At 71.7% G+C, this 24,551-nt stretch carries 23 protein-coding genes; 8 read left to right on the top strand and 15 right to left on the bottom strand.

Annotated features, from left to right (window positions below):
• Positions 1-7: 7 nt before the first annotated feature.
• From DEJ27_RS13355 to DEJ27_RS13345, 3 genes are read left to right on the top strand one after another with little or no spacing between them, the layout of a single operon-like run.
• Positions 8-1,447 carry a glycosyltransferase family 87 protein gene (locus tag DEJ27_RS13355; RefSeq protein ID WP_111091146.1) on the top strand — a complete coding sequence of 480 codons (1,440 nt, stop codon included), beginning with the start codon at positions 8-10 and terminating at the stop codon, positions 1,445-1,447.
• Positions 1,448-1,452: 5 nt separating this feature from the next.
• Positions 1,453-2,505 (top strand): GTP 3',8-cyclase MoaA, encoded by a 1,053-nt coding sequence (gene moaA / locus DEJ27_RS13350; RefSeq protein WP_111091145.1) that lies wholly within the window; start codon positions 1,453-1,455, stop codon positions 2,503-2,505.
• A gap of 3 nt (positions 2,506-2,508) precedes the next feature.
• Positions 2,509-2,748, top strand: coding sequence for a MoaD/ThiS family protein (locus tag DEJ27_RS13345; protein WP_111091143.1), 240 nt, complete (start codon positions 2,509-2,511; stop codon positions 2,746-2,748).
• A 119-nt stretch (positions 2,749-2,867) separates the two neighbouring features.
• Here DEJ27_RS13345 and DEJ27_RS13340 read toward each other — a convergent pair whose 3' ends face one another.
• From DEJ27_RS13340 to DEJ27_RS13320, 5 genes are read right to left on the bottom strand one after another with little or no spacing between them, the layout of a single operon-like run.
• Positions 2,868-3,908, bottom strand: a complete 1,041-nt coding sequence (locus DEJ27_RS13340; RefSeq protein ID WP_111091141.1) for an ABC transporter ATP-binding protein — start codon at positions 3,906-3,908, stop codon at positions 2,868-2,870.
• Complete coding sequence (locus tag DEJ27_RS13335) at positions 3,905-4,705, bottom strand: ABC transporter permease (RefSeq protein WP_111091139.1); 801 nt, start codon at positions 4,703-4,705, stop codon at positions 3,905-3,907. The genes DEJ27_RS13340 and DEJ27_RS13335 overlap by 4 nt, the downstream gene beginning before the upstream one ends.
• Before the next feature lie 3 nt (positions 4,706-4,708).
• A complete protein-coding gene (gene modA, locus DEJ27_RS13330) occupies positions 4,709-5,512 on the bottom strand; it encodes a molybdate ABC transporter substrate-binding protein (RefSeq protein WP_375231897.1) in 804 nt (267 codons plus the stop codon).
• Positions 5,509-5,925: a molybdopterin-binding protein gene (locus DEJ27_RS13325; protein ID WP_111091137.1), complete on the bottom strand. Its 417-nt coding sequence runs from the start codon at positions 5,923-5,925 to the stop codon at positions 5,509-5,511. The genes modA and DEJ27_RS13325 overlap by 4 nt, the downstream gene beginning before the upstream one ends.
• Before the next feature lie 59 nt (positions 5,926-5,984).
• On the bottom strand, positions 5,985-7,040 hold the full coding sequence (locus DEJ27_RS13320) for a ThiF family adenylyltransferase (RefSeq protein WP_181430161.1): 1,056 nt from the start codon (positions 7,038-7,040) through the stop codon (positions 5,985-5,987).
• Between the two features lie 95 nt (positions 7,041-7,135).
• Between DEJ27_RS13320 and DEJ27_RS13315 the strand changes: the two genes are divergently transcribed.
• A complete protein-coding gene (locus DEJ27_RS13315) occupies positions 7,136-8,788 on the top strand; it encodes a glycosyltransferase family 39 protein (RefSeq protein WP_111091135.1) in 1,653 nt (550 codons plus the stop codon).
• 42 nt (positions 8,789-8,830) lie between these two features.
• On the opposite strand, the gene DEJ27_RS13310 is transcribed toward DEJ27_RS13315, so the two are convergent.
• The 5 genes from DEJ27_RS13310 to DEJ27_RS13290 all read right to left on the bottom strand — a co-directional run bounded on the left by DEJ27_RS13310 (position 8,831) and on the right by DEJ27_RS13290 (position 14,149).
• On the bottom strand, positions 8,831-9,763 hold the full coding sequence (locus DEJ27_RS13310) for a 4-(cytidine 5'-diphospho)-2-C-methyl-D-erythritol kinase (RefSeq protein ID WP_111091133.1): 933 nt from the start codon (positions 9,761-9,763) through the stop codon (positions 8,831-8,833).
• A gap of 9 nt (positions 9,764-9,772) precedes the next feature.
• Complete coding sequence (locus DEJ27_RS13305) at positions 9,773-11,092, bottom strand: O-acetylhomoserine aminocarboxypropyltransferase/cysteine synthase family protein (protein WP_111091131.1); 1,320 nt, start codon at positions 11,090-11,092, stop codon at positions 9,773-9,775.
• Positions 11,092-12,132, bottom strand: coding sequence for an LLM class flavin-dependent oxidoreductase (locus tag DEJ27_RS13300; RefSeq protein WP_071406522.1), 1,041 nt, complete (start codon positions 12,130-12,132; stop codon positions 11,092-11,094). The genes DEJ27_RS13305 and DEJ27_RS13300 overlap by 1 nt, the downstream gene beginning before the upstream one ends.
• An 86-nt stretch (positions 12,133-12,218) precedes the next feature.
• Positions 12,219-13,217 (bottom strand): RimK family alpha-L-glutamate ligase, encoded by a 999-nt coding sequence (locus tag DEJ27_RS13295; RefSeq protein ID WP_111091130.1) that lies wholly within the window; start codon positions 13,215-13,217, stop codon positions 12,219-12,221.
• Positions 13,218-13,306: 89 nt separating this feature from the next.
• A complete protein-coding gene (locus DEJ27_RS13290; RefSeq protein ID WP_110862408.1) occupies positions 13,307-14,149 on the bottom strand; it encodes a helix-turn-helix transcriptional regulator in 843 nt (280 codons plus the stop codon).
• A 101-nt stretch (positions 14,150-14,250) separates the two neighbouring features.
• On the opposite strand from DEJ27_RS13290, the gene DEJ27_RS13285 reads away from it, so the two are divergent.
• Positions 14,251-14,991, top strand: coding sequence for an SDR family oxidoreductase (locus tag DEJ27_RS13285; protein WP_110862454.1), 741 nt, complete (start codon positions 14,251-14,253; stop codon positions 14,989-14,991).
• A 166-nt stretch (positions 14,992-15,157) separates the two neighbouring features.
• Positions 15,158-15,718, top strand: a complete 561-nt coding sequence (locus tag DEJ27_RS13280) for a hypothetical protein (protein WP_146244703.1) — start codon at positions 15,158-15,160, stop codon at positions 15,716-15,718.
• A gap of 193 nt (positions 15,719-15,911) precedes the next feature.
• On the opposite strand, the gene rsmA is transcribed toward DEJ27_RS13280, so the two are convergent.
• From rsmA to rsmI, 4 genes are all read right to left on the bottom strand, one after another.
• Positions 15,912-16,763, bottom strand: coding sequence for a 16S rRNA (adenine(1518)-N(6)/adenine(1519)-N(6))-dimethyltransferase RsmA (gene rsmA, locus DEJ27_RS13275; protein WP_110862406.1), 852 nt, complete (start codon positions 16,761-16,763; stop codon positions 15,912-15,914).
• 2 nt (positions 16,764-16,765) lie between these two features.
• A complete protein-coding gene (locus DEJ27_RS13270; protein WP_110862405.1) occupies positions 16,766-17,698 on the bottom strand; it encodes a TatD family hydrolase in 933 nt (310 codons plus the stop codon).
• Complete coding sequence (gene metG / locus DEJ27_RS13265) at positions 17,695-19,263, bottom strand: methionine--tRNA ligase (RefSeq protein WP_111091200.1); 1,569 nt, start codon at positions 19,261-19,263, stop codon at positions 17,695-17,697. Before metG ends, DEJ27_RS13270 begins: the two co-directional genes overlap by 4 nt.
• 133 nt (positions 19,264-19,396) lie before the next feature.
• A complete protein-coding gene (gene rsmI / locus DEJ27_RS13260; RefSeq protein WP_111091126.1) occupies positions 19,397-20,218 on the bottom strand; it encodes a 16S rRNA (cytidine(1402)-2'-O)-methyltransferase in 822 nt (273 codons plus the stop codon).
• 98 nt (positions 20,219-20,316) lie between these two features.
• Here rsmI and DEJ27_RS13255 point away from each other — a divergent pair, with 98 nt between their 5' ends.
• On the top strand, positions 20,317-21,948 hold the full coding sequence (locus DEJ27_RS13255; protein WP_111091124.1) for a dolichyl-phosphate-mannose--protein mannosyltransferase: 1,632 nt from the start codon (positions 20,317-20,319) through the stop codon (positions 21,946-21,948).
• 118 nt (positions 21,949-22,066) lie between these two features.
• Here the strand turns inward: DEJ27_RS13255 and DEJ27_RS13250 are convergent, their stop codons facing one another.
• Entirely contained in the window at positions 22,067-22,729 is a 663-nt protein-coding gene (locus DEJ27_RS13250) for a TetR/AcrR family transcriptional regulator (RefSeq protein ID WP_181420151.1), read from the bottom strand.
• 171 nt (positions 22,730-22,900) lie between these two features.
• Between DEJ27_RS13250 and DEJ27_RS13245 the strand changes: the two genes are divergently transcribed.
• Complete coding sequence (locus tag DEJ27_RS13245; protein ID WP_110862400.1) at positions 22,901-24,442, top strand: MFS transporter; 1,542 nt, start codon at positions 22,901-22,903, stop codon at positions 24,440-24,442.
• Positions 24,443-24,551 lie beyond the last annotated feature (109 nt).

Below are 24,551 nucleotides of genomic sequence, written 5' to 3'. Positions count from 1 at the left end.
ACGGACCATGAGCGACCGACTGCGTGCCTTCCGACCGTCCTTGGCCGACGGCACCGCCGCCCGGATCGGCACGGTGCTGGCCGTCGTGGGGGTACTCGCCCTGTCGGGCGTCATCGCCGTCGGCGTCACGCATCTGGGGTTCCTCCGATCGGGCCATCGTTCTGCATTCGTTGCGTGGACGCTGATCGCTTGGACCGTCTTCGTCATCGCCGTGCTCGCGGTGCGTTTCGTGCCCGTCCGGTGGATGACCACCATGGTCATCGGCGGAGCGGTGGTGATCGGCATCGCCGCGCTGGTCGGCCCGCCGAACACGAGCACCGACTCCGCTCGGTACGCGTGGGACGGCATCGTCCAGCATGCCGGTGTCTCCCCCTACGCGCACACCCCCCAGTCCACGGCACTGTCCGGTCTCCGACCCGACTGGTTGTTCCCCGAGAAGGTCAACGGCACGTGCGACGACATCAAGCCCCGGTTCCGCGGGCTCGGCGACGGTGCGGACGGACACTGCACCGCGATCAACCGGCCCGACGTGACGACGATCTACCCGCCGATAGCCCAGCTCTGGTTCGCCGCCGTGCGGTTCTTCGTGCCGGCGAGCGCGCAGTACCTGCCGTTCCAGGTCGCCGGGCTGCTCGTGTCGCTCGGTGTGACCGTCGGGCTCGTCCTGGTGCTCCGCCGGATCGGCCGGCCGACCTGGTGGGCGACGCTCTGGGCCTGGTCGCCGCTCGTCGCGTCCGAGGCGGTCACCAACTCGCACGTCGACGTCGTCGGAGCCGCACTCGCCACGGCCGGTGTCGTGCTCGTCGCGTTCGGGCGACCGATCTGGGGCGGCATCGCGCTCGGGGCTGCGACCGCGACGAAGCTCATCCCGGCGATCGTGTACCCGCCGTTGCTCGGCCGCGGTCGGGCGTGGTGGGCGATCCCGATCGGCATCGCGGTGTTCGGGTTGCTCTACGTGCCCTACGTGCTGACGACCGGGCTCGACGTGCTCGGGTACCTGCCCGGCTACCTGAGCGAAGAGGGCTACGAGGACGGCTCCCGGTTCGCGCTGGTGTCGCTCGTGGTCAAGGGCGACGCGGGGACGGTGGTGGTCGGGCTCCTGGTGCTGGCCGCCGCGTTCGTGGCGTGGCGGCTGTCCGACCCGTCACGGCCGTGGTCCGGCGAGGTCCTGATGATCGGCGTGACCTTCCTCGCAGTGACCCCGCGCTACCCCTGGTACGCGCTGCTGCTCATCCCGTTCGTGGTGTTGTCCGGCCGGTGGGAGTGGCTCTCGATCGGGCTCGCCATCGCGCTGCGCGGAGTGTGGCCGTCAGCGGATGCCTACCGGTGGTGGTTGCTCGCGGCCGTGGCCGTCATCGTGGTCGTCACGCTGCTGCGCACGGAGCGGTCGGAGTGGCGGCGGTGGTGGGAGCGGCTGTCGTTCCGGCGTGTGGAACACGTACGCTGACGACCATGGCACCCGCGATCCTGCTCGGCACGACCGGCTCCGTGGACCCGGCTCCCGCCGGGCTCGTCGACCGGTTCGGGCGGCGTGCGGTCGACCTGCGGGTGTCGCTGACCGAGCGCTGCAACCTGCGCTGCACCTACTGCATGCCCGCGGCCGGACTGCCGTTCGCCCCCGACGAGGCCCTGATGACGGCGACCGAGATCGAGCGGCTGGTCCGGATCGGCTCGTCGCGGTTCGGCGTCCGCAAGGTCCGGTTCACGGGCGGGGAGCCGATGCTCCGGCACGACCTGGTCGACGTGATCGCCCGGTGCGCCGCGCTGCCCGACGCCCCGGAGCTCTCGCTCACCACGAACGCGATCGGTCTCGCCCACCGCGCCCAGGGCCTGTACGACGCCGGACTGCGGCGCGTGAACGTGTCGCTCGACACCGTCGACCCCGACGTCTTCACCACCGTGACCCGCCGCCCGTTCCTCGACAAGGTGATCGCCGGACTGTCGGCCGCACACGACGCCGGCCTCGACATCAAGGTGAACGCGGTGCTGCTGCGCGGGATCAACGACGAGGCCGCCGCGGAGCTCCTCCGCTGGTGCCTCGAGCGCGGCTACGAGCTGCGGTTCATCGAGCAGATGCCGCTCGACCCCGACCACGCCTGGGACCGCACCTCGATGATCACCGCCGCCGAGACCCGCGCGCTGCTGGCGACGTCGTTCGTGCTCACGCCGGACGACGCCCCGCGCGACGGTGCCCCGGCCGAGCGGTACCGCGTGCACGACGCCGTCACCGGTGGGCCGCTCGGCACCGTCGGCATCATCGCGAGCATCACCGAGTCGTTCTGCGCCGACTGCACCCGCACCCGGCTGACGGCCGACGGCCACGTGCGCAGCTGCCTGTTCTCCGACGAGGAGACCGACGTGCTCGGACCGATGCGCTCCGGGGCGGACGACGACCAGGTCGCCGAGCTCTGGCGGCTCGCGATGTGGGCGAAGCCGCGCGACCACGGTGACGACAGCGACGAGCTCGTGCACCCGACGCGTGGCATGAGTGCGATCGGCGGCTGAGGCATGACCACGATCCGGTTCTTCGCCGCTGCCCGCGCCGCCGTGGGCGCCGACTCGCTGACCACGACGGGCCCCACCATCGAGGCCGCCCTCGGCGCGATCCACGCGGCCGACCCGGCACGCTGGAGTGCGTTGCAGGAGCGCTGCTCGTACCTGGTCGACGGCGTGACCACGCGCGAGCGGGCGACCTCGCTCGACGGGGTCGAGATCGTCGACGTCATGCCGCCCTTCGCCGGCGGCTGAGCGGCGCACGTTCCTTCCCAGGACGCCCGCGATGCCTGGTGCTTTCGGGCATACCTGGTGCGAACTTCCGACCAGGTATGCCCGATCCGACCAGGTACGCCCGATTCAGCGCCCGTTCCTCAACCGCGGGGAGCGTAGACCGCCACCTCGGCTGCGGGGACGTCGATGCGCACCGCGTCGCCGGGGGCGATCCCGAGCTCGGTCAGCCGCGCGAGCGTCAGGTCCGCCACCAGGTCACCGGCCCGCACCCGCACCAGTCCGTCGCGCGGCTCGAGCGACGACACGGTGCGCGCAGCTCCGGCACCGTCCCGCGTCAGCACGGCGGCCGTCGGGTGGAAGGCGGCCAGGGCGGGCCGGCCGGGAGGCACGGCGTGCGCCCCCGACGCCAGCTCGCCACCGCCGTCGATCGCGATCCCACCCCCGGTGGCGGTCCCGCGTACCAGCGCGAGCCCGGAGAACGTCGCGGCGAACGCACTCGTCGGACGACCGAGCACGGAGGCGGGGGTGCCCTGCTCGACCACCCGTCCACCCTCGAGCACGACGACGCGGTCGGCCAGGGCGACGACCTCGACCGGATCGTGGGTGACGAGCACCGCGGGCCGGCCGGCGACCGCGGTCCGGAGTGCCGCGCGGACCTCGTCCTGCGCGCCGACGTCGAGCGCCGAGGTCGGTTCGTCGAGCAGCAGGACCGCCGGGTCGGTGGCGAGCGCGCGGGCGATCGCGACGCGCTGCGCCTGACCGCCCGAGAGTGTTCCGGGGTCGCGGGTGGCCAGTTCGGCGGCCCCGACGGCGTCGAGCGCGTGGCGGGCGAGCTGCCGGGCCGCGGCGCGACCGGCTCCGGCGGCTCGGGGTCCGAAGGCGACGTTCCCGACGACGTCGAGGAACGGGAACAGGTCGGACCGCTGCGCGACGAGTCCGATCCGACGACGGTGCGCGGGCACGGTGTGCCGTGGGCTCGAGACCTGGACCCCGTCGAGTTCGATCCGCCCGGAGTCGATCGGCAGCAGTCCGGCCAGGGCCTCGAGCACCGTCGACTTGCCCGCACCGTTCGGCCCGATGACCGCCAGGCACTCCCCCGCGCGGACCTCGATCGCGACGTCGACGTCCCGCGACCCGACGACGACGCGCGCCCGGACACCCGCCGCGCCCTCGGCCGTCACGCCAGGGCTCCGCGGGTCCGGAACGACGAGGCCCCGATGACGACGACGGCCACCACGACGAGCACGACCGCCAGGGCCACCGCGGTGTCCGGGTCGACCTCGCGCTGCAGGTAGACCTCGAGCGGCAGGGTCCGCGTGACCCCCTGCAGACTGCCGGCGAAGGTCAGGGTGGCTCCGAACTCGCCGAGCGCCCGGGCGAAGCAGAGCACGAGCCCCGACACGATCCCCGGCAGCACCCGCGGCGTCGTGACGGTCAGGAACGTCCGGGTCGGCCCGGCACCCAGGGTCGCGGCGACCCGCTCGTAGCGGTCGCCCTCGACGCGGAGCGCCCCCTCGACCGAGGACACCAGGAACGGCATCGCGACGAAGGTCTGCGCGATGACCACCGCCGTCGTGGTGAACGCGATGTGCAACCCGTGGTCGTCGAGGTACGCCCCGACCACCCCGAGCCGACCGAAGGCCGCGAGCAGCGCGAGGCCGCCGACCACCGGCGGCAGCACGAGCGGCAGGAGCACGACGGCTCGTGCGACGCCGACCCAGCGCGACGCCGACCGCGCGAACAGCACGGCGAGCGGGTACCCGAGGACGAACGCGACGCCGGTGGCCGCGAGCGCCGTGCCGAGGCTGAGGCCGAGCGCGGTCAGCGACGCGGTCGAGGTCACGAGCCCGACGAACGACGACCAGTCCACCCGGCCGAGCATCGCGAGCACCGGCACGACGACGAACAGCCCGCCGAGCACCGCGGGCAGCGGGAGCCACCACGCGACCGGTGGCCGTCCGTCAGCGCGCGGAGCCACGGGTCAGGGCTTCCCGAAGCCCGCGTCGGAGAGCACGCGCTGCCCGGCGGCGGAGCGGACGTACTCCGAGAACGCCTGCGCGAGCTCCGGGTCCTGGGATTCCCGGAGCACACCGATCGGGTACGTGTTGACGGCCTTGCTCGACTCGTCGAACGGGACCCCGTCGACCTTGCCGCCGGCCCCTCGGACGTCCGTCACGTAGACGAGTCCGGCATCGGCCTGACCGGACTCGACCTTGCCGAGCACGTCGGTGACGGACTGCTCCTCGCTGACGGGCTCGAGATCGACGCCCGATGCGGACTCGACCTTCGCCGTCGCGGCACCGCACGGCACCGGGGCGGCGCAGGTGACGAGCTGGACGCCCGGAGCCGTCAGGTCGTCGAGGCCACCGATGCCCCGCGGGTTGCCCGGGGCGACCGCGATCTCGAGCGTGTTCGTGGCGAACGCCCGCGGCGACCCGGTCACCAGGTCACCCGAGGTCAGCTTCGCCATGTTCGCCTGGTCCGCTGCGGCGAACACGTCGGCGGGGGCACCGTTCTGGATCTGGGTGACGAGGTCGCTGGAGCCGGCGAACGAGAACCGGATCGAGGCGCCGGGGTGCGCGGTCTCGTACTGCTTGCCCAGGGTCGTGAAGGTCCCCTGCAGGGACGCGGCGGCGAAGACGGTGATCGAACCGGTCGGCCCCTCGGTGTCGGAGCCCGCCGGGGTCGACGCCCCCGAGCCCGTGTCCGGAGCCGTGCACGCAGCGAGCCCGAGGGCGACGGTGGCGGCGAGGGCCAGCGCCGCGAACGGCCGGAGACGGATCACCGGGGGTCCTCCTGATGGGCGGCGGCCTCGACGGCGACCATCGTGGCCTTGATGGACGCCACCGCGACGGACCCGACCTCGAGCCCCAGGTCGCGGACGGCCTCGGCGCTCATCAGGGACACCACGCGGTGCGGGCCGCACTGCAGCTCGACCTGCGCCATCACGGTGTCGACGACCAGGTCGGTGACGATCCCGACGAAGCGGTTGCGCGCCGAGCTCTTCACCGCGGACGCAGGGTCGGTCAGCTCGGAGCTGCGATCCCGTGCGTACGCGGCGACCTCGCGACCGTCGACCACGGCTCGCCCCGCGTCGTCCGTGGCCCGGGTGAAGGTGCCCCCGTCGACGAGCCGTCGAACGGTGTCGTCACTGATCCCGAGGAAGGCCGCAGCGTCCCGTACCCGCAGTTGCGTCATGATCCCCCGATCCTATCCGCGGATGCGGTGCCAGACCCGGTGAGGGTGAGTGGGCTGGGTCAGGACCGGTGCTCGATCGCCACGGGCAGCCCCTCGCGACGCCAGGCCTCGAAGCCGCCGTCGAGGACCGCCACGCGCCTCCCGGCCGGCTGCCGCGCCGCCCACGCGTCCGCACGGGGCCCGCGTGCGCAGTAGACGACGACCTCGTCCGCACCGGTGTCGTCGGTGACGGCACCGGCGACCACGCCGGCTGCGCGTTCCTCGTCGGTCCGGACGTCGACGACGACCAGCGGGTCCGACGGGTCCGCCACCCTGGCGGCCAGGGCGGACGGCGCGATGCGCGGCGTCGTGACGGCGGACGCGGGTGCCGGTCGACGCGAGGCGGGCCCGCGACGGACGGGGCTCTCGGTCCAGCGCCACCGGCGGGCGTCGACGGTCAGGACGCGTCCGAGCAGCGGGTCGCCCGTGCCGGTGACCAACGCGAAGACCTGTCCCGCCATGACCGCACCGACCGCGCCGCACAGTGCGGGGACGACGCCGTCGATGGCGCACGAGCCCTCGTCGGGCAGGGCGTCGGGGTGCAGGTCGTGGAAGTCGACGCCGTCCGGCCCGGCGTCGCGGAAGACGCTGACCTGCCCGTCGTGGCCGAGCACGGTGCCCCACACGAACGGCACGCCGGCCGCGGCACAGGCGTCCGAGACGGCCCGGGTGACCACGACCGAGTCGGCGGCGTCGACCACGACGTCGTGTCCGGCGACCAGGTCCGGCGTGAACGACGCGACCACGGCGACCGCGTCGAGTTCGGGGTCGACCGCGACGGCTCGGGCGATCGCGACCCGTGCCTTCGGCGAGCCGACGTCGGCGGCCGTGAAGAGCGTCTGCCTGGCCAGGTTCGAGCCGTCGACCACGTCGGGGTCGACCACGGTGAGCCGACCGATCCCGGCGAGGTACGCGACCACCGGCGCCCCGAGCCCGCCGGCCCCGACGACGAGGATGCGCGATGTGGCCAGGCGTCGCAGCCCGGTGACCCCGACGTCGGCGAGCGCGGCGGTCCGCGAACCGAGCTGCGTCCGCCCCGGGGAGAGCGCGGCGGCGGGGGCGACGAGGGGTTCCATCCCGTCATTCTGGCCCGTCGCACCGAACTCCTGCATGTGAGAGTTCAGTGCCCGGACGCGGCGGATCCCCAGAGCCGATCGGTACGGTCGCGGGCGTGAGTTCCCCGCGTACCGGTACCGTCCCGGTCCGACGCACGACGTCGGACACGTCGGTGCGCGCGCGCTCGCTGGGGCTCGTCGCGGCCGCCGTCCGGGCCCTCGCACGGACCCCGGAGATCACCGTCGGCGCGCTCGGCGTCGTCGTCGCAGCGGCCTTCAGCTGGGTGCCGTCGGTCTGGTACGACGAGGCCGCGACCATCGCGAGCGCACAGCGGAGCTGGCCGGCGCTCTGGGCCGAACTGCAGAACGTCGACGCCGTCCACGGCCTGTACTACGCCGTGATGCACGTCTGGTTCACGCTCGTCGGGTACTCGCCGTTCACGCTGCGGTTCCCGAGTGCGCTGGCCATCGGGGTCTCCGCCGGGCTCGTCGTCGCCCTCGGCCGTCGTCTCGGCGGCGTGCGGCTCGGCGTCGTCTCCGGGATCGTGTTCCTGGTCCTGCCCCGCGTCGCCTGGGCCGGCACCGAGGGGCGCCCGTACGCCACCGTCACGACCTTCGCGGTCGCGGTGACCCTCGTGGGGATCACCGCGGTCCGGCGTACCCGGATCCGGCACCACGCGACCCGGTGGTGGGTCGTCTACGGCCTGCTCGCCGTGGTCGCCGTGCTGTTCAACGTCTACCTGGCCCTGGCCGTCGTCGCGCACGGGGTCGTGCTCATCTGGACCGCCGTCGCCGACCGTGCCGCACGGCGCGACGCCGTGCTCTCGCAGCGCAGCGGTCCGGTGGCTGCGCCGGTGGTCGACCGCGCCGCGTTCGTGCGCTGGGGCGTCGCCGCCGTCGGGGCCGCGCTCGTGGTGTCGCCGTTCATCGTCCTCGCCGCCGGGCAGGCCAAGCAGGTCGGCTGGATCACCGGAGTCGGGTGGGCCACCGTGCGCCAGGTCGTCGCGACCGCCTGGTTCGGTGCCGTCTGGCCGTACGCGGTGCTCGGGTGGGTGCTGATGATCATCGGCGTCGTGCTCGCCGTGCGTGCCGCCCGACGTCCTGCCCCGGCCGCCCGCGACCTGCTGCGGCTGCAGGCCGTGCGCGTCGCCGTCCCCCTGACGATCCTGCCCACCGCACTGCTCGTCGGTGCGACCGCGGCCGGGGAGCACCTGTACTCCCCGAAGTACGCCAGCCTGAGCCTGCCGTTCGTCGCGCTGCTCATCGGCTTGGCGATCACGGCGATCCGACCCCGGCGGTGGCTGGCGCTCGCGGTCGTCGGGATGCTGCTCGTGTCGGCACCGACGAGCACGATAGTCCGGCTGCCCCACGCCAAGCAGGACTCGCACTGGGCGAACGCGGCGGCCATCATCGAGCGCGAGCGGGACCGGCGCACCGACCGGAACGAGGGCGTCGTCTTCGGCAGCGTCTGGGAGCACCCGGGCACCACCGCGCAGGTCATCGCCGACTCCTACCCCGAAGCCTTCACCGGGATGCGCGACCTCGCCGTCGCCGAGACCGGTGCCGAACGCGGACAGCTCTGGAACGTCAACGGCGACGTGGCCACGACCGTGCCCGAGCGGATCTCCGGCATCGACACCGTGTGGTTCGTCGGCGGCAAGTCGCGGAACATCCGCCCGCAGGTCACCGAGACCCTCGTGGCCGAGGGCTTCCACGTCGTGCGCTACTGGCACACCGGCACGGTCATCCTCTGGAAGTACAGCCGCTGACGCTTGCCGGCCAGCCGCCGACGGCTGCGCCGGGGCGTCGGGTCAGTGCACCAGGCGTGCGCCGTGCACCGGGCCGGTGGCACGGAGTGCGACGAGCCCGGCGGCGCTGAGCTCGACCTGCAGTTCGAGCGCGGCGTCGCGGTCACCCACCAGGAACGCCACCGTCGGTCCGCTGCCGGACACCAGGCCGGCCAGGGCACCGGACTTCTCACCGAGTTCCAGCGTCGCCGCGAGCCGGGGCTGCAGCCGCATGGCCGGTGCCTGCAGGTCGTTGTGGACGCAGTCGGCGAGCAGGTCGGGGTCGCCCGCGCGCAGGGCCTGCAGCACGTTGGCCTCGACCACGGGGTGCGACGGCGCCGGGGAGATGTCGGCTCGGTAGCGCTCCCGGTGCTCGTCGAGCGCACGGTAGACGGCGGGGGTGCTCAGCCCGTCGTCGCTCAGGGCGAGGACCCAGTGGAACTCGCCCTTGGCCAGCGCCGGGCTCAGCTCGTCACCACGGCCGGTGCCCACGGCGGTGCCGCCGGCGAAGGCGAACGGCACGTCGGCGCCGAGCTGCGCGGCGAGCCGGAGCAGCTCTTCGCGACCGAGCGCGGTGCCCCAGAGCGTGTCGACGGCGAGCAGGGTCGCCGCGGCGTCCGCGGAGCCACCGCCCATGCCGCCGGCGACGGGCACCTGCTTGTCGATGGTCAGCCGCACCCCACCGCGGTGTCCGGCCGCATCGGCCACGAGCCGGGCAGCGCGGATGGCCAGGTTCGACTCGTCGACCGGCACGGTGCTCGTGTCGATCGGACCCGTGAAGGTGACCGAGAAGTCGTCGGCGGCCTCGGCGGTGACGTCCTCGTACAGGGACACCGCCTGGTACGCCGTGGCGACGTCGTGGTAGCCGTCGTCCTGCAGCGCCCCGACGGACAGGAACACGTTGATCTTGCCGGGGGCGCGCGTCCGCACGCGGGTCGGTGCGGCCAACGTGGTCATGCCCCCAACCTATCCCGCTGCGGCTGCCGTGAACCCCCGCGCCAGGTCCGCGGTGATGTCGTCGATGTGCTCGAGGCCGATCGACAGGCGGATGAGACCGTCCCCCACCCCGGCGGCCGCCCGCTCGGCAGCGGTCATCTGCACGTGGGTGGTCGATGCCGGGTGCACGACGAGGGAGCGGACGTCGCCGAGGTTCGAGACGTGGTCGAACAGCTCGAGTGCCGCCACGAACCGTCGACCCGCGGCGACCCCGCCGGCGAGGTCGAACGACAGCACCGCCGACGGCCCCTTCGGCACGTAGCGCTGCTGCAGGTGGTGCCACGGCGAGTCCGGCAGGCCGGCGTAGTGCACGTGCTCGACCTGGTCGTGTGCGTCGAGCCAGGTCGCCACGGTGGCGGCGTTCGACACGTGCCGGTCCATCCGGAGCGACAGCGTCTGGATGCCCTGCAGCACCAGGAACGCGTTGAACGGTGCGATCGCGGGCCCGAGGTCGGCGGACAGCTTCGAGCGGGTGCGCTGGATGAACGCCCGTCGCCCGAACTTCTCGGCGAAGTTCGTGTTCGCGAAGCCGGACTGCTCGGTCGTGGCCAGCTGCGGGTAGGCGTCGGCGTGGGCCGCCCAGTCGAAGTTCCCGCTGTCGACGACGAGCCCGGCGATGGCGCTGCCGTGTCCGGCCAGGTACTTCGTCGCGGAGTGCACGACGATGTCGGCGCCGTGCTCGATCGGGCGCACCAGGTACGGCGTCGCGATGGTGTTGTCGACGATGAGCGGCACACCGGCCCCGTGCGCGACCCCGGCCACTCCGGCGAAGTCCAGGACGTCCCCGCGGGGGTTCGGGATGGACTCGCCGAAGAACGCCTTCGTCTCCGGACGCACCGCCGCCGCCCACTCGGACAGGTCGGTCGGGTCCTGCACGAACGTGAAGGTGATGCCGAGGTCCCGCAGGGTCGACGCGAACAACGTGTAGGTCGCGCCGTAGAGCGAGGCGCTCGACACCACGTGGTCACCGGCGCGTGCGACACCGAGCACGGCCAGCGACGTCGCCGCCTGCCCGGAGGCCAACGCCAGCGCACCGATCCCGCCCTCGAGGTCGGCGATCCGGCGTTCGAGGGCTGCCGCCGACGGGTTGTTCACCCGCGTGTAGGTGTGGCCGGGGGCGTCGAGCATGAAGCGCGCGGCGGCGTCCTCGCCCGACGGGTAGACGTACGCGGCGCTCTGTGCGATCGGCGGCACGTTCGCGCCCCAGCCCGGGTCGGCCTTGAAGCCGGCGCGGATCTGGCGGGTCTCGAACGCCCAGCCGTCCTCCGCGTTGGTCGGCGCGGCCCCCATCAGGACTGCGCCCCGACCGACTGTCGGACGAGCGGGATGACCTGCTCGCCGAACCGGTCCATCTCCTCGAGCTGCGGCGAGAACTGCAGCAGGAGCGTGTCGACGCCGGCGTCCTCGAACTCCCGGATGCGGTCCGCCACCTGCGACGGCGTCCCCACGAAACCGGGGCGCAGGCCGCGGTTCGACACCGAGTAGTCCTCGAGCGAGGGCACGTGCTCGAGCTGCGACTTCGAGATGAAGTCCTGGTACGACTCGTACGCCTTGCCGTGCTGCACGTCGGTGATCCGGGCGAGCTCGGCCTGCGCTTCTTCCTCGGTCTCCCGCACGATGACGTACGCGGCCATGCCGAACGCCTCGAACGGCGGCAGGCCGGCGTCGACGCGACGCTGCTTCATCTCGTCGATCTTCGCGCGGAGCTCCTCGACCGTGCCGCCGTGCGTGACGTAGGCGTCGGCGTACCCGGTGATCGCTGCCTTGCCGGCCTCGCTCTCCCCACCGGCGTAGATGCGCGGCGTCACGCGGGGCTTCGGCTCGAGGTGCGCGTTCTCGATGTCGTAGTACTCGCCCGAGAACGAGTACGGGGTCTCGCGCCACAGGCCCTTCATGACCTCGACGAACTCCGCGGTGCGCTTGTACCGGTCGTCGTGCTCCGAGAAGATCCCGCCGTACTGCTTCGCCTCTTCCGCCCACCAGGCGCTCACGACGTTGAAGGTGAACCGGCCGCACGAGATGTCATCGATCGTCGCTGCCTGCTTCGCCGTCACCGCGGGCAGGTGGTACCCGGGACGCATCGCCGCCATGATCTCCAGGCGCTCGGTCGTCGCCGCGATGGCCGCCGCGAGCGACCACGCCTCGAGCGAGGGCGCCGCCGTGCCCTTGATGTCGTTGAGGTTGAGCTCCGGCACGAGCGTCAGGTCGAAGCCGATCCGCTCGGCGCGCTGCGCCAGGCGCTTCACGTAGTCGAAGGTGACCGGCATGTTCTCGTTGTCGACGTTGCGCAGCCAGCCGCCGAAGAGCGGGGTCCAGTATCCGAATCGCACGTTGGTTCCTTGGGGGTGTGGGAAAGGCGGACGGGAGGCCCGTGGCGGGCCCGCCACGGGCCTCCTGTCCGGTGGTTCTTGCGTTCTCAGGCCGTGAGCTGCGCCGCGTACTGCGTCTCCAGCAGACCACCGAGGTACTTCGCGATGGAGCGCGGGCCGGAGGCCGGCGCGGACTCCTCGACCGCGGGGTTGTAGTTCGTGTTCGTGTTGATGTCGTAGACGACGGTGCGGCCGTCCGTCGTCTCCATGAACTCGACGCCCGCGATGGTGATGCGCTGGTCGGCGAGGAACGTGCGGAGCTGCTGGACCAGCGGGTGCTCGGCGGTGATCTCGGTCCGGACGGCGAACGCCGGGGGCGCGCCGACGGTCTCGGTGCCGGGGACGTCGCAGACGGCACCCGCGATGACCTGGGGCACCTCGCACGCGTCGGCGGGGCAGAGCTCGAAGCTGCCGGCGCTGGTGTCGACGCGGACGGCGTACACGAACTCGCCACCGACGAACTCGACGCGGGTGATGAAGGGCTCGCGGGCCGTCAGGTACTCCTGCAGCAGGGTGATGCCGTCGACCGGAGCCTCGAACTCGGGGCTGTCGACGTAGGCGTCGAACTCGGCGAGCGAGTCGAACCGCCGGACGCCCAGGCCCTTGCCGCCCTGGTTGTGCTTCGTGATGAAGGGGACGTCCTGCCCGTCGGTGAAGGTGCGGGCGGCGTCCTTGAGCGTCGTCGTGCCGAACACGGCGGTGGTGCGCGGCACGTCGAACCCGGCCTGCTGCAGGAGACCGTGCTGGGCGACCTTCGACACCTCGAGCTCGAGCACGTGGCTGCCGCCGACCACCTGGCGGCCGGCACGCTCGAGCCAGCCGAGGACCGCGCGGGTGTACTCCTTGCTGTGCTCGTGGCCACGGGTGTGGGAGCTCGCGGACATGCGGCTCCAGTAGACGCCGGGTGCCGGCTCGGCCGCGAGGTCGATCTGCCCCTCGGTCAGCAGGATCTCCTCGACGGGGACGCCCTCGGCCTCGAAGGCGGCGGCGAGCGGGGGGAACCACTCGGGGTTCTCGTGGATGACGTACACGCGCGGAGTGCTCACGCCCCCACCCTAGGCACGGTATACCGCACGCGGCCAAGTGTGTGACGTGGCGTTGCTTCTCGGGGCGCTGTTCGCACGGTGCGAGGTCGTCAGCCGGCGAAGGTCTGCTGTCCGACGACGCCGAGGAGCTCGAGCTTCTGCGCGTCCTCTGATCCTGGAGGCGCGGTGAACAGCAGCAGTGCCTGCGCCTGGTCGTCGGTGTGCAACACCTGGCAGTCGACGGTGATGCGCCCGAGCTCCGGCTGCACGATCGTCTTGTTGTCCGACCAGCGTGTGGCCACCTCGTGCTTGGCCCAGAGGTCGCAGAACTCGGGGCTGCGCGCCTGCAACTCGGCGATGAGTTCGGTCGCCCGGCGGTCTCCCGGGCCCGCGAGCCCGACGGTCGCCCGGAGCGACGCGACCACCACCCGCCCCAGCCGCTCGTGCTGCTCGGGTGCGTACTTCGCGAGCTCCTCACCCGTCACGAACCACCGCCACGCCTGGTACCGCCGGTTGCCCGGCAGGTCGACCGAGCTGCTGAGGAGCGCCGCCGCGAGCCGGTTCTCGACCAGGGTCTCGCCCAGGTGGCTGACGACGATCGCCGGGGTGTCCTCGAGCCGGTCGAGCACCCGCAGGATCGCCGGGTCGACGTGGTCGGCGCGGTGCATGCGGGTCGGGGCGTTCTGCCCAGCCAGGTGGAACAGGTGGTCGCGCTCGTCGAGGCTGCAGCGCAGAGCCCGGGCGATCGCGGCGATCATCTGCTCGGACGGCTGCGGTCCGCGCTGCTGCTCGAGTCGCGTGTAGTAGTCGACGGACATGCCGGCGAGGGCAGCGACCTCTTCACGGCGGAGCCCCGGGGTCCGGCGTCGTGGCCCCTGCCCGAGGCCGACGTCCTCGGGGCGCAGCAGCTCGCGGCGACGGCGGAGGAAGTCGGCGAGCGCGGCACGGTCCATGGGTAGATCATCGTCCGCTTCCTGCCCGGGTGCCAGGGATCGCCGATCCCCCGATGACCGCGCTCTGGTTGCGACCCTGTCCACGGAGCATCGTGGTGGTCATGGACATCACGAACTCCACCGTCTTCATCCCCGGCGCGACCTCGGGCATCGGTCTCGCCCTCGCCCAGCGTCTGCAGGCCGCCGGCAGCACCGTCGTCATCGGCGGGCGCCGCCAGGCGCTCCTCGACTCCCTCGCCGCCGAGCACGGCTTCGGCACCGTGCAGATCGACGTCAGCGATGCTGACTCGATCGCGTCGGCCGCTTCCACCGTGCTCGAGGCGTACCCCTCGCTGAACACCCTGATCACCATGTCCGGGATCATGCGGAACGAGGACCTGCGCTCCTCCGACCACATGGACGACGCGATCGAGACCATCCAGACGAACCTGGTCGGCACGATCCGGCTCATCGACGCGTTCCTGCCGCACCTGCTCGAGCAGCCCGCCGCGACGCTGATGACCGTCACCTCAGGCCTCGCGTTCGTCCCGCTGACCGCGACGCCGACCTACAACGCCACGAAGGCCGGGGTGCACTCGTACACCCAGGCCCTCCGTCAGCAGCTCGTCGGTTCGTCCGTCGAGGTGCTCGAGCTCGCTCCCCCGGCGGTGTCGACGGACCTGATGGGCGGTGCCGACTTCGGCGGGATGCCGCTCGACGCCTTCGCCGACGAGGTCATGGCGCTCATCGAGTCCGGCGCTGCCCCGGAGATCCTGGTGCAGAACGTGCACCCGCTGCGCTTCGCCGAGCGGAACGGCAACCACCAGCAGATCCTCGAGATGATGGCGTCCCGCGAGCACTGAGACAGGCGACGGCCGGCGTTCGCACGGTGCGAGGTTCCGTGTTCGGTGCGAGGCACCCCGGCTCGCAGGGACCACGGAACCTCGGCAGGCGCTCCTTGTCGACCACCCCGAATGCCGGATCGACCGTCACGAAGCCGTCGACCTCCCAGTTCGCCGCTGTTGCGACGTGCACGGCACCCGAGACGGTCAGTCCGAACTGCTCCATGAGGTGCGGGACCTCGTCGCTGACAGCATCGATCCCGACCCAGTGCATTTGAGTCGACCGCAGCAATTCCCTCCACGCAGCGACGTGGCGACCAGCGGCTTCCGCACCCATCCCGTGAGCAGCCTGCAGCACCTCGAACTCCGTGTAGGCGCTGTACAGGATCTCCGTGCCGACCAGGTCGAGGTGATCGAGGAACGTGACCACCTCGGCATCCTGACGCTCGCATCGGCGCAGGGCGCTCCGGACGAAACTGGAGCCGACGAGGACGACGTCCGGCCTGGCGGCGCAGTCGTTGAACTCGAGGACCCGGTGCTCGTCGAACTGATGCGGCTCGAGTCGACCGAACACGGTCAGAGTCGACTGTGGAACGCCGCGGTCGGCTCGACCCAGAAGTCCGGATCGATCAACTCGGACGCTCGTCGCCGGCGCTCGCGACGTTCTTCGAACGTGCCCTCCGGTCGCGGGGTGCCGGCGAAGAGGGCTCGACGTTCCCCCGCAGTGGAGATGCTCGTTGCTCGCTGATGGTCGAGGTCAGCTCGCCGAAGCGCTCGAAGACGTCCCTCTGCGGCCTGCGCCTCGGTCGGGACACGGCGGAGCGGGCGGGGTGATTCGGCTGGTCGCACGATGCCTCCTTGGTTGATGGAGTCAACCGTAGGAGCGCCGAACGGACGCCACCGAACATTCCGTATTTCGCTGCCTGTCCGTTGGCCAGATGTCACTCGGCAGCAGCGAGGACCGTCCGCCCGAGCCGCACGAAGTCGTCGACACCGATCGCCTCGCCCCGAGCGGTCGGGTCGATGCCCGCCGCTGCCAGGACCTCGGACGCGTGCGCGCTGCCGCCGAGCACGCCGGACAGGCTCTGCCGCAGCATCTTGCGGCGCTGCTGGAACGCCGCGTCGACCAGGGCGAACACCTGCGACCGCAGGGCCTCGTCGCCCGGGGGCTCGTGCCGGTCGAACGCCACCAGCACGCTGTCGACGTTCGGCACCGGCCAGAAGACCTGGCGGCTGACCAGTCCCGCGGTGCTCCACGCGCCGTACCAGGCAGCCTTGACGCTCGGCGACCCGTAGACCTTGCTGCCGGGGGTGGCGGCGAGCCGGTACCCGACCTCGGCCTGCACCATCACGAGTGACCGCTCGATCGACGGGAAGGTCGCGAGCAGGTGCAGCAGCACGGGGACGGAGATGTTGTACGGCAGGTTCGCGACCAGGTGCGTCGGTGCGGTGTCGAGGTCCGACGCGGCGACGGTCATGGCGTCCTGCTGCACGACGGTCAGCGACGCGTCCGGCTGCATCGACGACACCGTCGACGGGAGCTTGGCGGCCAGGCGCTTGTCGATCTCGACGGCGGTGACGGGGGCGCCGGTCTCGGTGAGGCCGAGCGTCAACGACCCGAGCCCCGGACCGATCTCGAGCACCTGAGCCGACGGGGTCACACCGGCGACCGACACGATCCGCCGCACGGTGTTGGCGTCGTGCACGAAGTTCTGGCCGAGCTTCTTCGTCGGGGTGACGTCGAGTTCGGCCGCGAGCTCCCGGATCTCCGCCGGGCCGAGCAGTGCGCCCACGACTACTCGTCCACCGTCACGGGCTCGGCGTCCCACGCGCCGTAGACGAGCTCGGTGTTCGAGGCGATCTGGGCCGCGAGCATCGAGGCGTCCGTGCCGAGCGTCTCCGCCATCGACCGCAGGGTGAGCGGGATGAGGTACGGCGCGTTCGGGCGACCGCGGAACGGGGTGGGCGTCAGGAACGGCGCGTCCGTCTCGATCATGATCAGGTGCCGCGGGGCGACGACCAGGGCTTCACGCAGCAGTGCGGCGTTCTTGAACGTCACGGTGCCGGCGAAGGACATGTACCAGCCGCGCTCGGCGCAGAGCCGGGCGAGGTCCGGGCCGCCGGAGAAGCAGTGGAAGACGGTCCGCTCCGGGGCACCCACGCGGTCGAGGACCTCGACCACGGCGTCGTGTGCGTCGCGGTCGTGGATCGTCAGCGCGAGGTCGTGCTCCTTCGCGATGCGGATGTGCTCCTCGAACGAACGGACCTGGGCGTCGCGGCCGTCCTCGCCGGTGCGGAAGAAGTCGAGGCCGGTCTCACCGATCGCCCGGACCCGCGGCAGCGCGGCGAGCCGTTCGATGCCGGCGAGGTGCTCGTCGAGCAGCCCCTGTTCCTGCAGCACGGGCGCTTCGTTCGGGTGCAACGCGACGGCTGCCAGGACCCGGGGCTCCCGAGCGGCGATCGACGCGGACCACTCCGAGGTGGCGAGGTCCGTGCCGACCTGCACGACTCCACGCACGCCGACGCTCGAGGCACGGTCGAGGTGCTCGCGGTACTCGAGCGGACCGTCACCCCCGTCGCCGACACCGTCGGCGATCTCCATGTGGGTGTGGTTGTCGTACACCGGCACGACGAGCGCCTGCGGCAGCGGCGGGTACGTCAGGTCGCGCTTCGACCCACCGGACGCCCCGTCACCGCGGGACCGGACGTGCGACTCGGCGTCGGTCACGCGGAGACCTGCTCGATCCGCGGGAAGAGCCCGCTCTCGAGCGGCACCACGTGCGACGCACCCTGCCACTCGAACGCACGGTCGACCCGCTGCTCGGCGACGGACCCGCCGGCGCCGATCGAGGCCCAGAGCTTCTCGGTCGCCTTCGGCATGACCGGGGACAGCAGGACGGTGACGGTGCCGAGGCCGCGGAGCGCGGTGGTCAGGACGGTCCCGAGGCGCTCGCGGTTGGCGTCGTCCTTCGCCAGGGCCCACGGCGCCTGCTCGGTGATGTACCCGTTCAGGGCGTCGACGAGCTCCCACACGCTCGCGATGGCCTCGTGCGGGGCGAAGGCGGCGATGGCGGCGTCGGCACGCTCGGTGACCGACACGGCCAGGGCATCGATCGCCTGGTCGGACTCGGTCAGCGCACCGCGCGCCGGGACCTCGCCGTCGCAGTACTTCTGCAGCATGGCGACCAGGCGTGACGCCAGGTTGCCGTAGCCGTTCGCGAGCTCGGCCTGGTAGCGCGCCGAGATGTCTTCCCAGCTGAAGTTGCCGTCCTGCCCGAAGGTGATGGCGCGCAGGAAGTAGTAGCGGAAGGCGTCGGACCCGAACGTGTCGGTGATCTCCGACGGCGCGATGCCGGTCAGCTTCGACTTGGACATCTTCTCGCCGCCGACGAGCAGCCAGCCGTGGCCGAAGACGCGCTCCGGCACGGGCAGCCCGGCGGCCATGAGCATCGCCGGCCAGATGACGGCGTGGAAGCGGGCGATGTCCTTGCCGACGATGTGCACGCTCGGCCAGAGGCGCCGGAAGGCCTCGTCGTCGTCGGTGCCGTAGCCGAGCGCCGTGACGTAGTTGAGCAGGGCGTCGAACCACACGTACAGCACGTGGTCGCTGTCCCACGGGATCTTGATGCCCCAGTCGAAGCTGGAGCGCGAGATCGACAGGTCGCGGAGCCCCTGCTTGACGAACGAGATGATCTCGTTGCGGACGCTCTCGGGCTGGATGAACAGCGGGTTCGACTCGTACAGGTCGAGCAGGCGCTGCTCGAAGTCGGACATCCGGAAGAAGTAGTTGCGCTCGGCCAGTACCTCGACCGGGATCGAGTGGATCGCGCAGACCTGCTGGCCCTCGTAGGCACCGGTCCCGGCGACCAGGTCGCTCGGCTGCTTGTACTCCTCGCAGCCCACGCAGTAGAAGCCCTCGAACTCGCCGGCGTAGATGAAGCCGTCGTCGTAGAGCTTCTGCAGGAACGCCGTCACGCCACGCTCGTGCCGTTCGTTGGTGGTGCGGATGAAGTCGTCGTTCGCGACGTCGACCGTGTCGAGCAGTGGCTTCCAGGCGTCGTTGACCAGGCGGTCGGCCCATTCCTTGGGTGAGACGTCGTTCGCCGAGGCGGTGCGCAGGATCTTCTGCCCGTGCTCGTCGGTGCCGGTGAGCAGCCAGGTGTCGTCACCGCGCTGCCGGTGCCAGCGCGCGAGGAAGTCCGCGGCGACCTCGGTGTAGGCGTGCCCGATGTGGGGCACGTCGTTCACGTAGAAGATCGGCGTGGTGATGCTGAACGAGGACCCGGCGGACATGCGGACCATCCTACGGGCGCTCGGAACCCCGATGACGCGTGCGTCGGTGGACTGTGGAGAACCGGGTCCTGGAGGCCCGTGACGGGCCCGCCCCGCGCCTCCAGACCGGCGGACGCGAACGTGACGTGCCCGCTCAGCGCGCCGCGAGCGCCCCTTCGTACAGGTCCCGCTTCGACAGCCCGGTCGCGTCCGCGACCGCCGCGGCGGCCTCCTTCATGCGCATGCCGGCGGCCACCCGCTCGAGCACCAGGCGCACCCCGTCGTCGAGCGTGGCTTCTTCCGTGGCCTCTGCCGCGCCGGCGACGACGATGCAGATCTCGCCACGCACACCCTCGGACGCCCACGCGACGAGTTCGTCCAGCGGCCCGCGACGGACCTCTTCGTACAGCTTCGTGAGCTCGCGGCAGACCGCGGCACGGCGGTCACCCCCGAACCCGGAGGCCATGTCCGCCAGGGTCTCGGCCAGCCGGTGCGGCGACTCGAAGAACACCATCGTCCGCTGCTCCCCCGCCAGCGCCTGGAACGCCCGGCGGCGCTCCCCGGCCTTGCGGGTCGGGAACCCCTCGAACGTGAAGCGGTCGGTGGGCAGCCCGGACACGGCGAGCGCCATGAGCACGGCCGACGGCCCGGGCAGGGCTGTGACGGTGACCCCGGCGGCCGCGGCGGCCTCGACGAGCGGGAAACCGGGGTCACTGATCGCGGGCATGCCGGCGTCGGTGAGGACGACGACGTCCTCGTCGCGGGCGAGTTCGACGACCTCGGACGCCTTCGCCCGCTCGTTGTGCTCGTGCAGGGCGATGAGCCGCGGACGGTTCTCGATGCCCAGGGCGCGCATCAGGTGGATGGCGGTCCTGGTGTCCTCCGCCGCGACGACCGTGGCGTTGGAGAGGGTCTCGACGAGACGGCGCGAGGCGTCCCCGAGGTTGCCGATGGGCGTTGCTGCGAGGACGATCACGCACCCATTGTCCCCGCACGGCGACTCCGGCGCGGCCGCGCGGCGCGAGCACCGCCGTCGCAGCGGGGACGTGCGGTCGATCCGTAGGATGCTCAGCGATGACCAGCGAGCTGACCGACGACCGCACGGCCGTGCCCGACCGGCCGGTCGGCTCGCGCCTGGACGACTGGTGGGGGCGGGTGCTCTCCACGTCGCAGCGGGTCGCCGTGTGGCGGTGGACGGGTCCGCTCGCGGTGACGCTGCTCGCCGCCGTGCTGCGGCTGGTGAACCTCGGCACCCCCCACTCGCTCGTGTTCGACGAGACCTACTACGTCAAGGACGGCTGGTCGATCGTGCACCTCGGGTACGAGGGCACCTGGCCCGCGAACCCGAGCGGTGACACCGCCCCGACGACCGACGACCGGTTCGTTCGCGGCGAGACGGACATCTTCACGAGCGCCGCGGAGTTCATCGCGCACCCGCCGCTCGGCAAGTACCTCATCGGCCTCGGGATGCTGCTGTTCGGGGCCGACAACTCGTTCGGCTGGCGCTTCACGGTGGCCGTGCTCGGCATCGCGACGGTGTTCCTCACCGCGGTGATCGCCCGGTCGCTGTTCCGTTCGACGATGATCGGCACGCTCGCCGGCTTCCTGCTCGCGATCGACGGGCAGGCGATCGTGATGTCACGGGTGACGCTCCTCGACGGCATCCTGACCTTCTTCGTCATCCTCGGGTTCGGGGCGCTGCTGCTCGACCGTCGGCAGGGTCAACGGCGACTCGACGAGTGGGTCGCCGCCCGCGCCGCCGCCGGCCGGACCACCCTGTGGGGTCCGGTGCTCTGGTGGCGGCCGTGGTTGTTCGCGATGGGCCTGGCCCTGGGGCTGGCAGCGGCGACGAAGTGGTCGGGGGTGTACTTCCTGGCGTTCTTCGCCGTGTACTCCGTGCTGAGCGAGATGATGATGCGCCGCCGCGCCGGGGTCGAGTTCTGGTCGTCGAGCGCGCTGCTGCAGCAGGCACCGGTGTCGTTCCTGCTGACCGTGCCGATCGCCGCGGTGACCTACGTGGCGTCGTGGACGGGCTGGTTCGTGTCGAAGGACGGCTGGGACCGCAACTGGCTGTCCTCGGGCGGCGAACGCTGGACCGGGCTGCTCGCCTGGGTGCCGGACAGCCTGCAGAACTGGTGGCACTACCAGTCGGAGATCTACGCCTTCAACATCGGACTGCACACCCCGCACTCGTACCAGGCGAACCCGCTGCTCTGGCTCGTGATGCAGCGCCCGACGTCGATGTTCTACGTCGGCACGGACGCCGGGCAGGACGGCTGCTGGGCGAACCGCTGCGGCGAGGCGATCACCGGCATCGCGAACCCGTTCATCTGGTACGCCTCGGTTATCGCCACGGTGGCGCTGCTCGTGCTCTGGGTCCTGCGCCGGAAGTGGGAGTACGGCTTCGTCCTGCTCGGCGTCGCGGCGGGGTACCTGCCCTGGCTGATGTACGTCGACCGGACGGTGTTCCAGTTCTACACGATCGCCTTCGAGCCCTACATGGTGATGGCGCTGGCCGCCGCGATCGGGTTGGTGCTCGGCAGGCGGAGCGACGAACGGTCACGCCGGTCACGGGCGATCCTGTGGGTCGGCGTGTACCTGGGCGTCGTCGTGCTGGCCTCGGTCTACTGGTACCCGATGTGGACGGCGATGCAGATGCCGTGGGACTTCGTCCGGTCGCACTACTGGATCCCCAGCTGGCTGTAGCCGGTCCCGCGGGTCCGGCCAGTCCGGCCGCGCCCGTCGCGCTGGGCGCTCTGGTGGCGACCACCGCCGGACCGGAGGCCCGTGGCGGCACCGCCACGGGCCTCCGGTGGGTCCCTGGTCAGGACTGCGCGTGCAGCGCGCGCTCGATCGACTCGCGGTCCAGCGGGTCGCCGAGCATCGGCGCGGTGTCGCCCGTGCCCGGCAGGACGCCCTGGATCAGGAGCTCCGCGTAGCGGCGCCAGGCGTCCGGGTCGTGCTCGCGGGTGGCGTCGGCGACCGCACCGACCATCGCGGTGAGCATCGGCAGGTCCCGGGAGTCGAAGCCGGGGCGGACGACGCCGGCGGTCTCGGCACGGCCGATGATCGCGGCGACCTGACGTTCGAGCCGGTCGCGCTCCTGCACGATGGACGGACGGGCCTTGCCGGCACGGACGATGGCGTCGGCGAGGGCACGGTCGCGTGCACGGAACGCGAAGACGCCCATCAGGTACACCCGGAGCGCCTCACGCGGGTCGGACACGTCCGCGGCACGCGCTGCGGCGTCGTTCATGGCCTCGAACTTGGTGGCGAGCAGCGCCTCGATCAGGGAGTCCTTGTCGGCGAAGCGTCGGTAGACGGTGCCGACCCCGACGCCGGCCTCGTGCGCGATGTCGTTCAACGTGACGGAGAGCCCGCGCTCCGCGAAGCACTTGCGCGCCGTCTGCAGGATCAGCTCGCGGTTGCGCGCTGCGTCGGCGCGCAGCGGTCGCTCGAGGTCGGACGCAGAGTCGGTGGTGCTCACGATCCGACCGTAGTTGCACTTTCTGGGAACAAGTGGATGCACTCCTTCCGTTTCGGTCTACACTGACCACAAACGGATGCCCCGCATCCGGTTTCGTCACCACCACATCTCCGGAGTGCCCGACGGCGCGCACCTCCACCCCACCCTCCAACCTTCTCGAAGGAGGCTGCCGTGACGGCAGAACACACCGTGCCGACCCCCACCGGGACAGCACCCACGACTCCGGGCACCACCCCCGCCAAGAGCAACCGCCGCTGGATCGCCCTGGCGGTCATCGCCCTCGCACAGCTGATGGTCGTGCTCGACGCGACCATCGTGAACATCGCCCTGCCCTCGGCCCAGGCCGACCTGGACTTCGGCACCGACCAGCGACAGTGGATCGTCACCGCGTACTCGCTGGCGTTCGGCTCGCTGCTGCTGCTCGGCGGTCGTCTCGGCGACCTGTTCGGCCGCAAGAACACCTTCATCATCGGGCTCGTCGGCTTCGCCGTCGCCTCGGTGCTCGGTGGCCTGGCCGACTCGTTCGGCCTGCTCGTCGCGGCCCGCGCGCTGCAGGGTGTCTTCGGCGCACTGCTCGCCCCGTCCGCACTCGGCATGCTGACCACCACGTTCCGCGACCCCAAGGAGCGCGGTCGCGCGTTCGGCATCTTCGGGTCCATCGCCGGCTCGGGTGCGGCCATCGGCCTGCTGCTCGGCGGCGTGCTGACCGAGTACGCCTCGTGGCGCTGGTGCCTCTACGTCAACGTCGTCTTCGCCGTGCTCGGCGTGATCGGCGCCCTGGTCTTCATGGAGCGCCCGCCGAAGGTCGAGCGTCCGCGCATCGACGTCCTCGGGGTCATCACCATCACGCTCGGGCTGGTCGGCGTCGTCTACGGCTTCTCGAACGCCGAGACGAACGGCTGGGACTCCCCCGTCACGATCGCCATGCTCGCCGGCGGCGTCGTGCTGATCGCCGCGTTCGTGTTCATCGAGACCCGCGTCGCCCACCCGCTGCTGCCCCTGCGCGTCGTGCTCGACCGTGACCGCGGCGGCTCGTTCATCGCGATCGGCCTGGTCGCGATCGGCATGTTCGGCATCTTCCTGTTCCTGACCTACTACCTGGAGCAGACCCTCGGGTTCAGCTCGCTGCAGACCGGTCTCGCGTTCCTGCCGATGCCGCTGTCGATCATGATCTCGGCGACGCAGATCGGTGGCCGCCTGCTGCCGCGCGTCGGGCCGAAGGTGCTCATCTTCGCCGGTGGCCTGGTCGCCGCGACCGGGCTCCTCCTGCTGCTCCGCACCGACCTGGACAGCTCCTACGCGGGCACCGTCCTGCCGGCGCTGATCGTGATCGGCCTCGGCATGGGCACGATCTTCTCGTCCGCGATGAACACCGCGACGACCGGGGTCGCACGGGCCGACGCCGGTGTGGCCTCGGCGACGGTCAACACCATGCAGCAGATCGGTGGCTCGATCGGCACGGCGCTGCTGTCGACGATCTTCGCCGACGTGGTGTCGAACAGCCTGTCCGGGCTGTCCGCCGCCCCGACCAAGCTGCAGCAGGCCCAGGCGACGCTCGACGGCTACCACGCGGCGTTCGGCATCTCGGCCGGGGTGCTCGTGCTCGTCGCCCTCGCCGGCGGCCTGCTCATCAACCGGCAGTCGGTGCGGGTCGAGCGGCTCGCACGTGCCGGGTCCGCCACGACCGGGAGCATCCCCGCCGCGGCGCACTGACGCCGGCGGTTCGCTCCGCTCCTTCGGCCCGTTCCGGTTCTGCCGGGGCGGGCCGTCGTGCGTGCGGGGCGGCGGGGATGCTCCCGGTCGTGGCGGACCCGGCACGTGC

The organism is Curtobacterium sp. MCPF17_018, from assembly GCF_003234135.1.
Taxonomy (GTDB): Bacteria; Actinomycetota; Actinomycetes; order Actinomycetales; family Microbacteriaceae; genus Curtobacterium; species Curtobacterium flaccumfaciens.
Note: the sequence above shows the minus strand (reverse complement) of the source record. Positions and strands in the feature narration are given on the sequence as shown.